Source organism: Micromonospora sp. NPDC051925, assembly GCF_044548625.1.
GTDB lineage: Bacteria > Actinomycetota > Actinomycetes > Mycobacteriales > Micromonosporaceae > Micromonospora.
On the sequence record NZ_JBIUCH010000015.1, the window covers coordinates 1 to 15,908 of the forward strand.

The 15,908-nt window shown below is 71.3% G+C and carries 12 protein-coding genes and 1 pseudogene; 12 read left to right on the forward strand and 1 reads right to left on the reverse strand.

The window, feature by feature from the left end:
- The first annotated feature begins 373 nt into the window (after window positions 1–373).
- From ACIG87_RS20720 to ACIG87_RS20735, 4 genes and pseudogenes are all read left to right on the forward strand, one after another.
- On the forward strand, window positions 374–1,207 hold the full coding sequence (locus ACIG87_RS20720; protein ID WP_396852411.1) for a siderophore-interacting protein: 834 nt from the start codon (window positions 374–376) through the stop codon (window positions 1,205–1,207).
- A 494-nt stretch (window positions 1,208–1,701) separates the two neighbouring features.
- Window positions 1,702–3,336, forward strand: a complete 1,635-nt coding sequence (locus tag ACIG87_RS20725; RefSeq protein WP_396852413.1) for a BCCT family transporter — start codon at window positions 1,702–1,704, stop codon at window positions 3,334–3,336.
- 92 nt (window positions 3,337–3,428) lie between these two features.
- Window positions 3,429–5,303: a DNA primase gene (dnaG, locus tag ACIG87_RS20730; protein WP_396852415.1), complete on the forward strand. Its 1,875-nt coding sequence runs from the start codon at window positions 3,429–3,431 to the stop codon at window positions 5,301–5,303.
- A gap of 281 nt (window positions 5,304–5,584) precedes the next feature.
- Window positions 5,585–6,019 (forward strand): annotated as a pseudogene (locus tag ACIG87_RS20735) (hypothetical protein); the annotation flags it as partial.
- 72 nt (window positions 6,020–6,091) lie between these two features.
- Here ACIG87_RS20735 and ACIG87_RS20740 read toward each other — a convergent pair.
- A complete protein-coding gene (locus tag ACIG87_RS20740) occupies window positions 6,092–6,355 on the reverse strand; it encodes a flavin reductase (protein WP_396852416.1) in 264 nt (87 codons plus the stop codon).
- Window positions 6,356–6,703: 348 nt separating this feature from the next.
- Here ACIG87_RS20740 and ACIG87_RS20745 point away from each other — a divergent pair, with 348 nt between their 5' ends.
- The 8 genes from ACIG87_RS20745 (at window position 6,704) to ACIG87_RS20780 (ending at window position 15,795) form a co-directional block, all read left to right on the forward strand.
- Window positions 6,704–7,507, forward strand: a complete 804-nt coding sequence (locus ACIG87_RS20745) for a Scr1 family TA system antitoxin-like transcriptional regulator (protein WP_396852418.1) — start codon at window positions 6,704–6,706, stop codon at window positions 7,505–7,507.
- Complete coding sequence (locus ACIG87_RS20750; RefSeq protein ID WP_396852419.1) at window positions 7,498–7,689, forward strand: DUF397 domain-containing protein; 192 nt, start codon at window positions 7,498–7,500, stop codon at window positions 7,687–7,689. Before ACIG87_RS20745 ends, ACIG87_RS20750 begins: the two co-directional genes overlap by 10 nt.
- A gap of 319 nt (window positions 7,690–8,008) precedes the next feature.
- Window positions 8,009–9,154, forward strand: a complete 1,146-nt coding sequence (locus ACIG87_RS20755; RefSeq protein WP_396852420.1) for a YihY/virulence factor BrkB family protein — start codon at window positions 8,009–8,011, stop codon at window positions 9,152–9,154.
- Window positions 9,155–9,476: 322 nt separating this feature from the next.
- Window positions 9,477–10,655, forward strand: coding sequence for an ROK family transcriptional regulator (locus ACIG87_RS20760; protein ID WP_396852422.1), 1,179 nt, complete (start codon window positions 9,477–9,479; stop codon window positions 10,653–10,655).
- Window positions 10,652–12,235: a sugar ABC transporter ATP-binding protein gene (locus ACIG87_RS20765; RefSeq protein ID WP_396852423.1), complete on the forward strand. Its 1,584-nt coding sequence runs from the start codon at window positions 10,652–10,654 to the stop codon at window positions 12,233–12,235. The genes ACIG87_RS20760 and ACIG87_RS20765 overlap by 4 nt, the downstream gene beginning before the upstream one ends.
- 31 nt (window positions 12,236–12,266) lie before the next feature.
- Window positions 12,267–13,385 carry an ABC transporter permease gene (locus ACIG87_RS20770; protein WP_396852424.1) on the forward strand — a complete coding sequence of 373 codons (1,119 nt, stop codon included), beginning with the start codon at window positions 12,267–12,269 and terminating at the stop codon, window positions 13,383–13,385.
- Between the two features lie 125 nt (window positions 13,386–13,510).
- Complete coding sequence (locus ACIG87_RS20775; RefSeq protein WP_396852425.1) at window positions 13,511–14,566, forward strand: substrate-binding domain-containing protein; 1,056 nt, start codon at window positions 13,511–13,513, stop codon at window positions 14,564–14,566.
- Between the two features lie 20 nt (window positions 14,567–14,586).
- Window positions 14,587–15,795 (forward strand): Gfo/Idh/MocA family protein, encoded by a 1,209-nt coding sequence (locus ACIG87_RS20780; protein ID WP_396852426.1) that lies wholly within the window; start codon window positions 14,587–14,589, stop codon window positions 15,793–15,795.
- Window positions 15,796–15,908: the final 113 nt, after the last annotated feature.

Genomic DNA, 15,908 nt, shown 5'->3' on the forward strand with positions numbered 1-15,908 from the left:
ACCGTCCTCCGCGAGCTGCAATACCACCTCGCGACGTGGCTCGGATTCTGCCCACTCTGCCACCAACTGGTACCAACCTAACAAAGCACTACTAGGAAGTAGACCTAACTTCCCCCCGATCAGGGCCGCTCCGCCTAGCGGAGTGGCCCGGACTACCCCCGCCCCGCCCGCTACCCCCCCGCCCGCCTTTCCATCCCCTGCCCCGCCCTGCCCTGACGCTCCCTGCCCCCGCTGGCTCCCGTTGATCAAGAGGTTTGCGTCAGGTTGAAGATCGACTCTGACGCAAACCTCTTGATCAACGCTCCTGGGCGGCGGCGGCGGGGTGGGGGTGGGGGTGGGGGTGGGGTGGGGGAAGTTAGGGTAGCCTTAGTGTATGGCTGAGCGGTCTAGGACGGTTACTTCGGCGCGGGTTTTGCGGACCGGGCGGCCCACTCCGCATCTGGTGCGGCTCGTTCTTGGTGGGGAGGAGTTGGCCGGGCTGCCGGTGGGGGAGTACACCGACCACTACATCAAACTGGTCTTCCCGCAGCCAGGCGTGGACCTTCCGAGGCCGCTGGACCTGGCGGCGATTCGGCAGGAACTGCCCCGTGAGCAGTGGCCCCGGCTGCGCGCGTACACCGTGCGGGCCTGGGACGCGTCGGCCGGCGAGTTGACGGTGGACGTGGTGCACCACGGCGACGAGGGGTTGGCCGGCCCGTGGGCGGCCCGACTGCGCCCCGGTGACGAGGTGCTGTTCACCGGCCCCGGTGGGGCGTACGCGCCGGACCCGGCGGCGGACTGGCACCTGCTGGTGGGCGACGAGAGCGCGCTGCCGGCGATCGGTGCCGCGCTGGAGCGGTTGCCCGTGGGCGCCCCGGCCGTGGCCCTGGTGGAGGTTGCCGACCGCGCCGACGAGCAGCCGCTGCGCAGTCCCGGTGCGGTGGCGCTGACCTGGCTGCACCGGGCCGGTCGGCCGGTCGGCGAGGCCCTGGTCGCAGCCGTCCGTGAGCTGGAGTTCCCGCCCGGCCGGGTGCACGCGTTCGTGCACGGCGAGGCCAACTTCGTCAGGGAGTTGCGTCGGCTGCTGCGGGTCGAGCGGGCGGTACCCCGGGAGGCGCTGTCCATCTCCGGCTACTGGCGGCAGGGCATGGACGACGAGGGCTGGCGCTCCACCAAGCCCGACTGGAACCGGCAAGTCGAAGCCGAGGAACCCACCCCCACCCCCTAACCCGGAAGCAAACCCCCTCCCTCCCGATCCGAGCCCCTCCCTCCCGATCCGAGCCCCTCCCTCCCGATCCGATCCGCTTCACGTAGCGGAGTAGCCAGAACCAACCCCCACCACCCGCCCTACCCCCAACGGCTCCCGCCGATCTTGGAGTTGTGGTGCCCGGTTCATGGATATTCGCCGGGCTTTGTTCCCACCACAACTCCATGATCGGCGGTGCGACCGGTGGTTGGCGGCGGGGCCGGTGGTTGGCGGGCGGGGCCGGTGGTTGGCGGGCGGGGCCGAGCGGGGTGTGGCCGTGTCCGGTTCTGCGGGGTGGCGCAGCTCTGCGATCGGTGGCGTTACCGATGGTCGGGGGCTGCGGTGTGGGGTTGGGGTGCCGTGGGTTGTCCGCGGTGGTGGGTTCTGGTGCGGCGGGTTGCTGGGGGTGGTCGCCGCAGCGGTGAGAAGTGGGGATATCTGTCGTGCCTGCCGGGTGCGGGTCGGACGATGTGACCATGGGGGAACGGGAACGGACGGGGGCGACCCGCAGGGCCGATCCGGTGGTGCTCGGGTCTGGGCTGGGCGGGGTGTTGGGGGTGGTGGTCTGGGGGGTGACCGGGCGCGACTCGCTCGCCTCCTTCGGCGAGTCCGGGCTCGCCTGGGTGATCGGCACCTTCGGCTGGTTCTTCGTCGTCGCGGCCGACGCCTTCCTGGTGCTCGCGGTGGTGCTCGCGGCATCCCGGTACGGCCGGATCCGGCTGGGTGCCGACGACGACGAGCCCGAGTTCAGCACGTTGGCCTGGGTGGCCATGATGTTCAGCGCCGGGATGGGGATCGGCCTGGTCTTCTTCGCGGTGGCCGAGCCGATCCAGCACTACGCCACCCCGCCACCGGGCACCGGCATCGAGGCGCAGACGCCGGCCGCCGGGGCGGCGGCCATGCGGTACACGCTCTTCCACTGGACCCTGCACCCATGGGGGATCTACGCGATCGCCGCGCTCGCCCTGGCGTACTCGACCTTTCGCAGGGGGCGGGACAACCGGATCTCGGCCGCCTTCCATCCGCTGCTCGGGGCGCGGGCCGACGGCGCGGCCGGTCGGGTCGTCGACCTGCTGGCGGTCTTCGCCACCGTGTTCGGTTCGGCGACCAGCCTGGGGCTCGGTGCCCTGCAGGTGGCCGCCGGCCTGGACCTGGTGGCGGGAGTACGGGACACCAGGGCGGTGGAGTTGATCGTGATCGGCGCACTCACCCTGGCCTTCGTCCTGTCCGCCTTCTCCGGCCTGCATCGGGGGGTGAAGTGGCTCTCCACCACCAACGTGTTGCTGGCCGTACTGCTGATGGCGTTCGTGTTCGTGGCCGGTCCGACGATCTACACGCTGGAGGTGCTGCCGGCCTCCGTCGGGGACTACCTGAGCAACCTGATCTTCATGTCCACCCGGACCGGGGCCTTCTCGGACTCGTCCTGGCTGGGTGCCTGGACGATCTTCTACTGGGCCTGGTGGATCTCCTGGGCCCCGTTCGTGGGCACCTTCATCGCCCGGATCTCCCGGGGTCGTACCATCCGGCAGTTCCTGGTGGGGGTGCTGCTCGTGCCCAGCGGGGCCAGCGCGATCTGGTTCGCGGTGCTGGGCGGCAGTGCGCTGCGGGCCCAGGCCACCGGTGCCCGGGATCTGGTCGCGGACGTGGGCAGGGGAAGCGAGCAGGCGCTGTTCGGTCTGCTGGAGGTGTTGCCGCTGGCGACCCTGACCAGCGTGCTCGCCATGATCCTCATCGGGCTCTACTTCGTGACGAGCGCCGACTCGGCGTCCCTGGTGCTCGGCTCGTTGACCTCCGGCGGCGCGCTGCGCCCGCACCGGCTGCTGGTGGTGACCTGGGGTGTGCTGATCGGCGCGGTGGCCGGCGCGCTGCTGCTCGCCGGTGGGCTGTCCGCCCTGCAACAGGCGACGATCATGGTGGCGCTGCCGTTCGTGGTGGTGATGCTCGCCCTGGCCGTGGCGCTGCTGCGTGACCTGGCCCGGGATCCGGCCGTCAACCCGCAGGTGGGGCAGGGGCGTCGATCCGGGCTCGCCGCCGCGGTGCGGGCCGCCCGGTCGTACGAGGAGGAGGAACCGCCGCCCGTGACCCGGTGGCTGCACCGGCGTACCCGGTGAGCGGGAGCCGGCGGTGTGGGCCACACGGCGTCCCCCCGACGGCGGATTCGTCGGTGCGGCAGGGCAGGATGTAGCCCGAGGAGGTGGCGTCGGTGGCTGGCCGGATCCGGGACGAGGACATCGCGTTGGTCCGCGAGCGCACCTCCATCGCCGAGGTCATCTCGGACACGGTGACCCTCAAGTCGGCCGGCGGCGGCAACCTCAAGGGCCTGTGCCCGTTCCACGACGAGAAGAGCCCGTCGTTCAACGTCTCCCCGGCCCGTAACGTCTTCTACTGCTTCGGCTGCGGGGTCGGCGGCGACGCGATCAAGTTCCTGATGGACGCCGAGCATCTCACCTTCGTCGAGTCCGTCGAGCGGCTCGCCGACCGGGCCGGCATCCAGCTGCGTTACGTCGAGAACGACCAGTCCACCCCCCGGGCCCGCCCGCAGCAGGGGCAGAAACAGCGGTTGGTGGCCGCGCACGCCGCCGCCGTGGAGTTCTACCAGTCGCAGCTCGCCACGGCCGGCGCCCGTCCGGCCCGGGAGTTCCTGGCCCGGCGTGGCTTCGACCGGGCCGCCGCGCAGCGGTACGGCTGCGGTTTCGCCCCGGACGCCTGGGACCTGCTCACCAAGCACCTGCGCCAGCAGGGCTTCAGCCACGACGAGCTGGTCACCGGTGGGCTGTCCCGCCCGTCCCGCTCGGGCACCCTGATCGACCGGTTCCGCCGCCGCCTGATGTGGCCGATCCGGGACATCGCCGGTGACGTGATCGGTTTCGGGGCGCGGAAGCTGTTCGACGACGACGACGGCCCCAAGTACCTGAACACCCCCGAGACGCCGATCTACAAGAAGTCACACGTCCTCTACGGCATCGACCAGGCAAAGCGGGAGATCGCCAAGCAGGGCCGGGTGGTCGTCGTCGAGGGCTACACCGACGTGATGGCCTGCCACCTGGCCGGCGTCGCCACCGCCGTGGCGACCTGCGGCACCGCCTTCGGCGCGGACCACATCGCCGTACTGCGCCGGCTGCTGCTCGACACCGACGCCGTGGCCGGCGAGGTGATCTTCACCTTCGACGGGGACGCCGCCGGTCAGAAGGCCGCGTTGCGCGCCTTCGAGGACGACCAGCGCTTCGTCGGGCGTACCTTCATCGCGGTCAGCCCCGACAACATGGACCCGTGCGACCTGCGGTTGGCAAAGGGCGACCTGGCGATCCGCGACCTGGTCGCCCGCCGCGAGCCGCTTGTCGACTTCGCCCTCCGGCACGTGATCAACCGCTACGACCTGGACACGGTGGACGGTCGGGTGGAGGCGATGCGCCGGGCCGCCCCACTCGTCGCCAAGATCAAGGATCGGGAGAAGCGCCCCGAGTACGTCCGCAAGCTCGCCGGTGACCTCGGCATGGAGATCGAGCCGGTGCAGCGGGCGGTGCTGGCCGCCGCCAACGCCCCCGGTGAGCGGGAGGCCGCCGTGCCGCCCCGGGGCCGGACCCGCCCGGCAGTGCCCGCAGTGGACAGTCCGGAGTCGATGGTCGAGCGGGAGGCGCTGAAGCTCGCGCTCCAGGAGCCGGTCCTCGCCGGGCCGATGTTCGACGCGGTCGAGGCCGCCGAGTACCGGCACCCGGTGCACGTCGCGGTCCGGACGGCGATCGCGGCGGCCGGCGGGATGGCGGTCGCGGCCGGCGGCGCGGTGTGGATCGAGGCGGTCCGGGACGCCTGCGACGACCTGGCCGCCCAGGCGCTCGTCGGCGAGCTGGCCGTGGAGCCGTTGCGGATCGACGGCGAACCCGATCCGAGGTACGTCTCGATCACCATGGCCCGGTTGCAGTGGGGCTCGGTCACCGCCCGGATCAGGGACCTCAAGTCCAAGATCCAGCGGATCAACCCGGTCAACCAGAAGGACGAGTACTTCGCGTTGTTCGGGGAACTGCTCTCGCTGGAACAGCACGCGCGGGCCCTGCGCGAGCAGGCCGCAGGAGGACTGTGATGGGACTGTTCGGCCGCAAACCCAAGCTACCGCCCGCCGCCCGCCCCCCGCTGGCCGCCGACGAACGGGTGCTGGCCTGGGCCACCGCCGGTAGCGGAGCGCCGGCCCCCACCGCCGGCAGTAGTGGTGCGGGCAACGGGATGCCGGCCGCCGCCGACGACGGTCAGGGCGATGAGGTGTCGGCCGCCGCAGGCGGTGGTGCGGGCGATGGGGTGCCGGCCCCGACTGTTGGCGGCGGTGCGGGCGATGGGGTGCCGGCCCCCGCTGCCGGCAGTGGTCAGGGCGACGGGGTGTTGGTCGCCAGCAACCTCGGGCTCTGGCTGCCTGGCCGGGGGCGCCGGCTGGGCTGGCACGACATCCTCAAGGCCGTCTGGTCGGGGCGGGAGTTGACCGTCACCCCGGCCGAGACGGTCGCCGAGCGGGACGGTTACCGGGTGGTCGCCGACTGCCCCGCCGAGACGTACCTGCTGCTCGATCCGGGCGACCTGCCGCATCAGGTGCGGGCCCGGGTGACCCGTTCGGTGGCGTACACCCAGCAGCACCCGGTGCCCGGCGGCTCCGGCCGGGTCGCGGCCCGCAGGGTGCCCGGGGTGGACGGTCTGACCTGGACGGTCCGCTACGACCCCGGCACCCCGGTGGACGCCGACGAGGTACGCGCCGAGACCGACCAGCTGGTCGCCGCCGCCCGTGCCGCCACCGCCCCCGCCGACGTCTGACGCCGAGCGGCGGCCGGAGCGGAGAGATCTTGGTGGTGAACGGCCGCCAGGAGGGCCGTAATCTTCCAAGATCTACTCGGGTCCGCCCGGTCGGCGGGCTCTTGCCCAGGTGACGATGCGTTCGGTCAGGCCCCGCGGCGCGACCCCGCCGTGCAGGGCGGCGAGGTCGGTCATCGCCTCGCCAAGCAGCGCGCCGAGGTAGACCAGCAGGGCGGTGCGGTCCTCGCGGTACTCCCCGAGCAGCGCCAGCCGGGCCGGGGAGCACGGCCAGGCGGCCCCGCACACCCGGCAGCGCCAGGACGGGCGGGCGGCAACGTGCGGGCGGTAGCGGGGCATCGGTGTCTACCCCTTCCGCCGCTGCGCGGTGTGGGGTACCGCGAGAGCCTGCGAAGGCCGCCGGGACATGGGTCGCTGCCGTGCGGCCTGCGGTGCCGCCATGACCTGCGGGTGCCGCCGGGGCATGGGTCGCATGGTCGAGCCTCCGTCAACGGTCGAGGGGAGCGTCCGCCGACCTTTCATCGGCGGACGCTTCCGGCCTGATTCCGCCCACCGTCCGATCCCGTGAGCGGTTCCGCTGCGTGACAGTCTGTTGATGTTCCGGCTACGGTGGGACGTCTGACCCGCCGACGGTCGGGGCGTGGTTCGGCCGATTTCGAGTGGTACGACGATGTACGGAGGCTGTCCGTGGAAAGCTCGTCCATGCTGGACCACTTCGCGGAGGAGTTACGGCTGGCCCGCGCCGCCACCGGCATGTCCCAGGCGGCGCTGGCCGAGGCGTTGAGCTATTCGGGCGCGCTGGTGGCCAAGGTGGAGACCTGCGAGCGCCGGCCGAGCCTGGACTTCGCGCGCCGCTGCGACACGGTGCTCGCCACCGACGGCCGGTTCGAGCGAATCCAACGCCGAATCAGCCGGGAAGCCGTGGTGCCCTGGGCGCGTGATTGGACCGGAGTCGAGGCGGAGGCACGGGCTTTCCGCTGGTTCGAGCCGCTCTATGTGCCCGGCCTCCTCCAAACCGAAGGATATGCCCGCGCCATTCTGGTCGGCGCCGGTCTATTCGGTGACGACGAGATTGAACAGCAGGTGACCACGCGAATCGAACGCCAGGTCGTGCTTACCCGTGACCGGCCGCCGCTGCTCACTGCTGTCATCGACGAGTATGTGTTGCGCCGTCAGGTCGGTGAGCCGGAGGTGATGCGCGAGCAGTTGCAGCACCTGGTGAAGCTCGGCACGGCTCTGCCGCGAGTCCGAATCCAGGTCGTGCCACTGTCCGCCGGTGCTTACCCTGGCCTTGACGGGCCCTTCGTGATTGCCACCGCGCCTACCGGCGAGGACGTCGTATACCTGGAGGGGCAGCGCCACGGGCAGGTGGTCGACCGCACCGACTACCTGCGGGAGGTGGTCGAGGTATGGGAGTCGATCCGTGGTGAGACACTTTCTCAGCAGCAGTCCCTTGAGTTGATATCGGAGGTGGCGGAGACGTGGATCTGAGCGACGCTCGGTGGCGCAAGAGCATCCGCAGCAACGGTGGCGGTGGGGCCTGCGTCGAGGTGGCGGACAACCTCTCCGGCGTGGTGGTCGTTCGGGATTCCAAGGACCCGGGTGGGCCGGTGCTGGCATTTGATCCGGATGCCTGGCGCGCGTTCGTCGTCGGGACGCCCCGGCGGCCGTAGTCGTCTTTCCGGGACCGGTCACCTGAGCCACCGGGTCAGGTGGTCGATTTGTCACTGCGGCACTTCCGGCACTGGTTTCTGTGGATGCGTCACTGCTTCGGCCCCGATATCGCGCCGCTGGCCAGCGGGCCGAATCTGAAACGGGTGCCGACAGGGCCGACCACCCCGGTCGTCGGACCGACCCGGCCCTGTCGGCCCTGTCGGCGAGCACTCCTGGTGGCGGTGTCGCTGGTCACCCCGCTGCTGTTGGTGAGGGGTTAGCCGGCGGCTCCGGCGGGGCATGTCGGAGGGCGACATCCCCAGATCAGGAGGAGGGGCGATGGCCTCCGACGAGAGCCCCGCCGGCCACGACCGCGACGAGGCGGTCACCACCACCGCAGCCCGCCAGGACCGCAACCGGTCCGATGCGCGGCTGTCGGGTGGTCGGGTGTCCGGTGGCCGGGCGTCGGGTGGTCGGGTGTCCGGTGAGCGGTGGGACGCGGACGCTCGTACCCGGCCGGTCGGCCCCGACGACGGCCCGGACAGTCCCACCGACCTGCGTGGCGCGGACTGGAAGGCGGCGCTCAGGCGTACCGCCCGGGAGTTCCAGGAGGACAGCCTGACCGACTGGGCCGCCGCGCTGACCTACTACGGGGTGCTGTCGATCTTCCCCGGGATGCTGGTGCTGATCTCGATCCTCGGGCTGCTCGGCGAGCGGGCCACCGACGGGGTCCGGGACACGGTCGGCCAGGTGGTGCCGGAGGAGAACATCCGGACCATCATCGAGAGCGCGATCGACCAGGCCGGCGAGTCCGGCGGGCTGGCCAGTGTCGCCGCGATCATCGGTCTGGTCGCCGCCTTCTGGTCGGCCTCCGGCTACGTGGGTGCGTTCATGCGCGCCTCGAACAGCATCTACGACGTGCCGGAGGGGCGGCCGGTCTGGAAGACCCTGCCCATCCGGCTCGGGGTGACCGCCCTGGTCGGTGTGCTGCTGCTCGCCGCTGCGGTGATCGTGGTCTTCACCGGCGGTCTCGCCGAGCAGGTGGGCAGCGCCGTCGGGCTCGGTTCCACGGCGCCGACGGTGTGGAACATCGCCAAGTGGCCGGTGCTGTTGGTGCTGGTCAGCCTCATGTTCGCCATCCTCTACTGGGCCTCGCCCAACGCCCGGCACGGCGGGTTCCGCTGGGTCAGCCCGGGTGGCGTGCTGGCCGTGCTGCTCTGGCTGCTCGTCTCCGGCATCTTCGCCCTCTACGTGAGCAACTTCGGGTCCTACAACAAGACCTACGGCGCGCTGGCCGGCGTGATCATCTTCCTGGTGTGGCTCTGGCTGAGCAACATCGCCGTCCTGCTCGGTGCCGAGTTCGATGCCGAGCTGGAGCGGGGCCGGGCCATCTCCGCCGGCCACACGCCCGATGAGGAGCCGTACGTCGAGCTGCGCGACGACCGCAAGCTGCGCAAGAAGCGCAACGCCGCGCCCGGCCGCTGACCTGCCGTCCGGCCCCGCCCCGCCCCGTCGCGTCCGACCCGGCGGGGCGGTGGCGTGTCCGGCGCGACCTGCTCCGGGAGAGGTTCCCCTACACGACGTGGGCCGGATGTGCGAGGGTCACCCGGTGGCGGTAGCAGGTCGTTGCGAGTCTTTTTCGTTCTGTCAACCTTTTCTTGATCGACTAGTAGCTTTTGTTCGTTCGGACAAAAGTTGCCGACAGAACGACTGAAGCTATGGACACGTGCCGCGGAAGTCTCCTACTGTGTCGACCACAACACAACGGCGTGACGTCAATGTGAACCCTGAGGCGGAGGTGAGTCCCGTGCGAACGGCAGATCCCCTGCACGTGCAGCTGCTCCGGCTGCTCCGTGACGAGGGCCCCGCGTCCCGGGCCGAGCTGGGCGACCGGTTGCAGATGCCCCGGCCCCGGCTCCTCGCCGAGCTGGATCGGCTGGTCGGGCTGGGCCTGGTGGCCGAGGCCGGACTGGCCGCCTCCCGAGGCGGCCGACGCTCCACCCTGGTCGAGTTGAACCCCGACCTCCGGTTCGCCGCCGTCGACATGGGCGCCAGCTCGATCGACGTCGAGGTGGTCAACGGGCGGCTGGAACCGGTCGCCGCGTACGCCGAGCCGGCCGACATCCGCTCCGGCCCGAAGGCCATCCTGCACCGGGTCAACGACCTGCTGCACAAGGCCCGGGTGGACGGGGCGTACGAGCGGCTCAACGGCGTCGGCGTCGGCGTCCCCGGCCCGGTCAGCTTCCGGGACGGCGTGCCGGTCTCGCCGCCGATCATGCCCGGCTGGGACCGCTACCCGGTGCGCGAGCTGCTCAGCCGCGAGCACGGCTGCCCTGCGGTGGTCGACAACGACGTCAACATCATGGCGATCGGTGAGCGGCACGGGGGGGTGGCCCACTCGGTCGACGACTTCCTCTTCATCAAGATCGGCACCGGAATAGGGTGCGGGATCTACCTCAGCGGCGAGGTCTACCGGGGCACCGACGGTTGCGCCGGGGACATCGGGCACATCCAGGTCGAGGCCGGTGGTCCGGCCTGCTCGTGCGGCAACGCCGGCTGCCTGGAGGCCGTCTTCAGCGGGGCCGCTCTGGCCCGGGAGGCCGCCACCGCCGCCCGTACCGGCACCTCGCCGGCCCTGGCCGAGCGGCTCGCCGCCCGGGGCGCGGTCTCCGCCCGCGACGTCGCGGAGGCGGCGATCGAGGGGGACGCCACCTGCATCCAGCTGATCCGCGACGGGGGCCGCCGGGTCGGGCAGGTGCTGGCCGGGCTGGTCAGCTTCACCAACCCGTCGATGATCGTCATCGGTGGGGGGCTGGCCCACCTCGGGCACATCCTGCTCGCCGAGATCCGCAGCGTGGTCTACCGCCGCTCGCTGCCGCTGGCCACCGGCAACCTGCCGGTGGTCCTGTCCGAGCTGGGACCGCGCGCCGGAGTAGCCGGCGCGGCCGTCCTCGCCAGCGACGTCGCCTTCGGGGAGGCATCATGAGTAACGAGTCGACCCCCGCCGGGGCCAGCCCGCTGGTCGAGGCACCCGCCGACACCGTCGCCGGTGAGGTGGTGCTCCGCCTGACCGACGTGGTCAAGACCTTCCCCGGGGTGCGCGCCCTGGACGGCGTCCAGCTCGAGGTGCGCGCCGGCGAGGTGCACTGCCTGCTCGGGCAGAACGGCGCCGGCAAGTCCACCCTGATCAAGGTGCTCGCCGGGGTGCACCGACCGGACTCCGGTCAGGTGCAGTGGCGCGGCGAGCCGGCGAACTTCGCCAACCCGCAGGCCGCCATGCGTGCCGGCATCGCCACCATCTACCAGGAACTCGACCTCGTCGAGGACCTGTCGGTCGCGGAGAACGCCTTCCTCGGCCACGAGCCGAAGGTCGCCGGCTTCGTCCGGCGCGGGCAGATGGCCCGGCGTACCCGGGAGATCCTGAGCCGGCTCGGCCACGGCGAGATCCCGCCCGGCCGGATGGTCCGGGCACTCCCGGCCGCCGGCAAGCAGGTGGTCAGCATGGCCCGCGCGCTCTCCCACGAGGCCCGACTGATCATCATGGACGAGCCGAGCGCGGTGCTGGCCCACGACGAGGTGGACAACCTCTTCCGGATCATCCGGGAACTCACCGCCCAGGGCATCGCGGTCATCTACATCTCGCACCGGATGGAGGAGATCCGCGAGATCGGCGACCGGGTCACCGTCCTCAAGGACGGCCGGACCACCGCGGCGAACCTGCCGGCCCGGGACACCCCGACCCGCGACCTGGTCGCCCGGATGACCGGCCGGACCATCGAGTACGTCTTCCCGGACCGCCCGACCGCGCCCGCCACCGGCGAGGAACTGCTGCGGGTCGACCGGCTGAGCCGGTCCGGCGAGTTCGCCGACGTCTCGCTCAGCGTCCGCCCCGGTGAGATCGTGGGCATCGCCGGCCTGGTCGGCTCCGGCCGCTCGGAGCTGCTGGAGACGATCTACGGCGCCCGCCGTGCCGAGTCCGGCACCGTCCGGATGGGCGGTCGGGCACTGCGTCCGGGCAGCGTCGGCGCGGCCGTGCGGGCCGGCATGGGCATGGCCCCGGAGGAGCGCAAGAGCCAGGCGTTGCTGCTCGGCGAGCCGATCCACCGCAACGTCACCCTGGCGACCTTCACCCGGTACGCCCGCCTCGGCTTCACCGACGCCGGGCGGGAACGGGCCGAGGCGGAGCGGATCGCCGACGACCTCCAGCTCCGGCCCAACGACGTGCGCCGGGCGGTACGCACCCTCTCCGGCGGTAACCAGCAGAAGGTGGTGGTCGGGCGCTGGCTGCTCGGCGACACCCGGTTGCTGCTGCTCGACGAGCCGACCCGGGGGGTGGACGTGGGGGCCCGCGCCGAGCTGTACCGGGTGATCCGGGGGCTGGCCGCCAAGGGGGTCGGCGTGCTGCTGGTCTCCAGCGAGGTACCCGAGGTTCTCGGCCTGGCCGATCGGGTGCTGGTGATGCGCGAGGGCCGGATGGTGCGCGAGGCGCCCGCCGGCGAACTGGACGAGAACACAGTGCTCGACCTCGTCATGGCGGGGTCTCTGATGGAAGGCGCGCCGGCATGAGCGAGCGCAGTGAGCATAACGAGGTGGCGGCATGAGTGAGTCGACCGGGACCACGACGCCGGACCGGCCGGCGGACCTGCCGACGCAGTCCCCGCCGGTCGACCCGGCCGGAACAGCGGTGGCCAAGGAGAATTCCAGGGCGAGACGGTTGTCCTTCTGGCAGGGCGACGGGGGTGAGGGCGCGAGGCGCAACCTCGGCCTGATCGGGGTGCTGGTGGTGCTGGTCGTGATCGGTGCGGCCACCCGCTGGGACCTCTACTCCAACCCGGACTGGGTGTGGGGCAACACGCTGACCATTCTCAAGCTCGCCTCGGTGGTCGGGGTGGTCACCGTCGGGATGACCTTCGTGATCATCGGAGGCGGCATCGACCTGTCGGTCGGCGCGATCGTCGCCCTCGCCGGGGTGTGGGCGACCACGCTCGCCACCCAGAGCTACGGCGCCGGCGGCATGATCTTCACGGCGATCGTGGTCGGCACGGCGGTCGGCGTGGTCAACGGGCTGCTCATCTCGTACGGACGGCTGGTGGCGTTCATCGCCACGCTGGCCATGATGGTCGCCGCCCGGGGCCTGGCCGCCCAGATCTCCGGCAAGCAGACCCAGGTGTCGGACAACACCTTCATCAACGGCATCGCCAGCACCGACCTGCTCGGCATCCCGCTGCTGGTCTACATCCTGGCCGCCGTGGTCGCCGCCGGTTGGGTGCTGCTCAACCGGACCACCTTCGGTCGGCGCACGGTCGCCGTCGGCGGCAACCCCGAGGCGGCCCGGCTCGCCGGCATCAACGTCCGGCGGCACACCCTGCTGCTCTACGCGCTCTCCGGGCTCTGCTGCGGCATCGCCGCGATCATGCTGACCGCGCAGGCCAACTCCGCCCAGGCGGCCATGGCCAACCTGTACGAGTTGGACGCGATCGCCGCGGCCATCATCGGCGGCACGCTGCTCAGCGGCGGCCGGGGCACCATCGTCGGCTCCCTGCTCGGGGTGCTGATCTTCTCCACCATCACCAACCTCTTCGCCATCAACGGCCTCTCCACCGAGGCCCAGAACATGGTCAAGGGCGGCATCATCGTCGGCGCCGTCCTGATCCAGCAGGTGCAGTTCCGCAGCCTCACCCAGTTCCTCGGCCGAAACAAGGCCACCCCCGCCTGACCGGACGCGCCGCCCGACCGGGCGCGGCCCTACCCTTCGCACCACCGCATTCCGGCGGCCACCGACGGTGGCCGGGATGAGCACGCTCTTTTTCACCCCACCATCCGTCATTTCAGGAGGTCGTCATGACCCAGCCCCGTGACCTGTCCCGCCGCCGGCTGCTCTTCGGCGGTGCGGCGGTCGGCGCCGGCGTGCTCCTCGCCGGCTGCACCAGCAACGAGGCCGCGCCGACCGCGGCACAGACCAAGGCGGCCGACAACGCCGAGGGCGGCAACAGCACCCCCGGCAAGAAGGTGACCATCGGCTTCTCCGCCCCGGCCGCCGACCACGGCTGGCTCGCCGCCATCACCAACAACGCCAAGGCGCAGGCCGGCGCGTACTCCGACGTGGACTTCAAGACCGTCGAGGCCGGCGCGGACGCGGCGGCCCAGCGGGCCGCGCTGTCCACCCTGATCGCCCAGAAGCCGGACGTCATCGTGATGCTCCCGCACGACGGCAAGGAGCTCAACGCCGCCGGCCTGGAGGCGATGAAGGCCGGTATCCCGGTGGTCAACCTGGACCGGGCCTTCCCGGACGCGCTGGCCTACCGGCTGCAGATCATGGGCGACAACTACGGCATGGGCGTGGCCGCCGCGAACTACATCGTGGAACAGCTCAAGGCCAAGGGCGTCAGCGCCCCGATCATCGGCGAGATCCCCGGCATCGACGCGCTGGAGCTGACCCAGCAGCGGTCGAAGGGCTTCTCCGACACCCTGGCCGCAGCCGGCTTCAAGGTGGCCAACCGGCGGCCGGCGGAGTTCACCGCCGACTCCGGCCAGCAGGCGGCCACCGGCCTGTTCCAGGCGCTGCCGAAGATCGACGCGATCTGGAACCACGACGACGACCAGGGCATCGGTGTCCTGGCCGCGGTGAACCAGGCCAACCGCAAGGAATTCTTCATGGTCGGCGGTGCCGGCTCGAAGAAGGCCATGGAGGACATCCAGGCCGACAACACGGTGCTCAAGGCGACCGTGACCTACAGCCCGTCGATGGCCTCCTCGGCCATCTCCCTGGCCCGCCTGATCGGCCAGGGCAAGGGCATGTCCGACCTGGTGGAACTCCAGGTACCCAAGGAGATCGTGCTCGCATCCGAGACGATCACCAAGGAGAACGCGAGCAACTACCTCAAGCTCGGGTTCTGACACACGGGGGGAGACCCACCTTGTCCACTCACCACAGCGAACTACGGGTCGGCATGATCGGCTACTCGTTCATGGGCGCCGCGCACTCACAGGCGTGGCGGACCGTGAACCGGGTGTACGACCTGCCTGCCCGGGTTCGGATGGCGAAGATCTGCGGCCGGGACGCCGCGAAGGTCGCCGAGGCGGCCGACCGGCTCGGCTGGGAGGGGCACACCACAGACTGGCGTGCCCTGGTCGCCTCGGATGACATCGACGTGATCGACATCTGCACACCGGGGGACAGCCACGCCGAGATCGCGCTCGCCGCGCTTGCCGCCGGAAAGCACGTGATCTGCGAGAAGCCGCTGGCCAACACGGTGGCCGAGGCGCGGGCGATGACCGCCGCCGCGGCCACCGCCGGTGCCGCCGGAGTCCGCTCCATGTGCGGGTTCAACTACCGCCGGGTGCCCGCCGTCGCCCTGATGCGACAGATGGTCGCCGATGGACGGCTCGGGACGATCCGGCACGTCCGCGCGACGTACCTCCAGGACTGGATCGTCGATCCGCAGTTCCCCCTGGTCTGGAGGTTGCAGAAGGACAAGGCGGGCTCCGGTGCCCTCGGCGACATCGGGGCGCACATCATCGATCTGACCCAGCACGTGACCGGCCAACGGATCACCGGGGTCAGTGCGGTGACCGAGACGTTCGTCAAGGAGCGTCCGTTGCCGGGCGCATCGAGCGGCCTGGCCGCGGAGGTCGACGACAGCGGGACGGCGACCGGCACGGTCACCGTCGACGACGCGGCGATCTTCGTGGCCCGGCTCGACGAGGGCTCACTGGCCACGTACGAGGCGACCCGGTTCGCCACCGGCCGCAAGAACGCCCTCCGGGTGGAGATCAACGGATCGCTCGGTTCGGTGGTGTTCGACCTGGAACGCCTCAACGAACTGGAGTTCTACGACGCCTCCCGGCCGGCGACCGAGCAGGGATTCACCCGAATCCTGGTCACCGAGGCGGAGCACCCGTACATGGCGGCGTGGTGGCCGCCGGGCCACATCATCGGCTACGAGCACTCCTTCACCCACGAGATGCGCGATTTCGTCGAGGCGGTCGCCACCGGCACCGACCCGACCCCGTCGTTCGCCGACGCGTTGCAGGTCCAGCTCGTGCTGGACGCGGTGACCCGCTCGGCGGAGCTCGGGTCGCAGTGGACCGACGTCGAGCCGGCACTGGCCGTGCTCGCCGTCTGACCAGCCACCTCCGCCGCCGACCGGCGAGGGACCGGCCGCGGTTGCGCCCCGCGGCCGGGCCGGGGTCGGCAGCGGAGGGCGTGCCTCGGGCCACCGGCCCGGGGGCATGCGCA

Bases quoted from the DNA above. Each gene is read 5' to 3' on its own strand.
- ACIG87_RS20720 (WP_396852411.1), top strand. From the start codon at position 374: ATGGCTGAGCGGTCTAGGACGGTTACTTCGGCGCGGGTTTTGCGGACC.
- ACIG87_RS20725 (WP_396852413.1), top strand. From the start codon at position 1,702: ATGGGGGAACGGGAACGGACGGGGGCGACCCGCAGGGCCGATCCGGTG.
- ACIG87_RS20740 (WP_396852416.1), bottom strand. From the start codon at position 6,355: ATGCCCCGCTACCGCCCGCACGTTGCCGCCCGCCCGTCCTGGCGCTGC.
- ACIG87_RS20755 (WP_396852420.1), top strand. From the start codon at position 8,009: ATGGCCTCCGACGAGAGCCCCGCCGGCCACGACCGCGACGAGGCGGTC.
- ACIG87_RS20765 (WP_396852423.1), top strand. From the start codon at position 10,652: ATGAGTAACGAGTCGACCCCCGCCGGGGCCAGCCCGCTGGTCGAGGCA.
- ACIG87_RS20770 (WP_396852424.1), top strand. From the start codon at position 12,267: ATGAGTGAGTCGACCGGGACCACGACGCCGGACCGGCCGGCGGACCTG.
- ACIG87_RS20775 (WP_396852425.1), top strand. From the start codon at position 13,511: ATGACCCAGCCCCGTGACCTGTCCCGCCGCCGGCTGCTCTTCGGCGGT.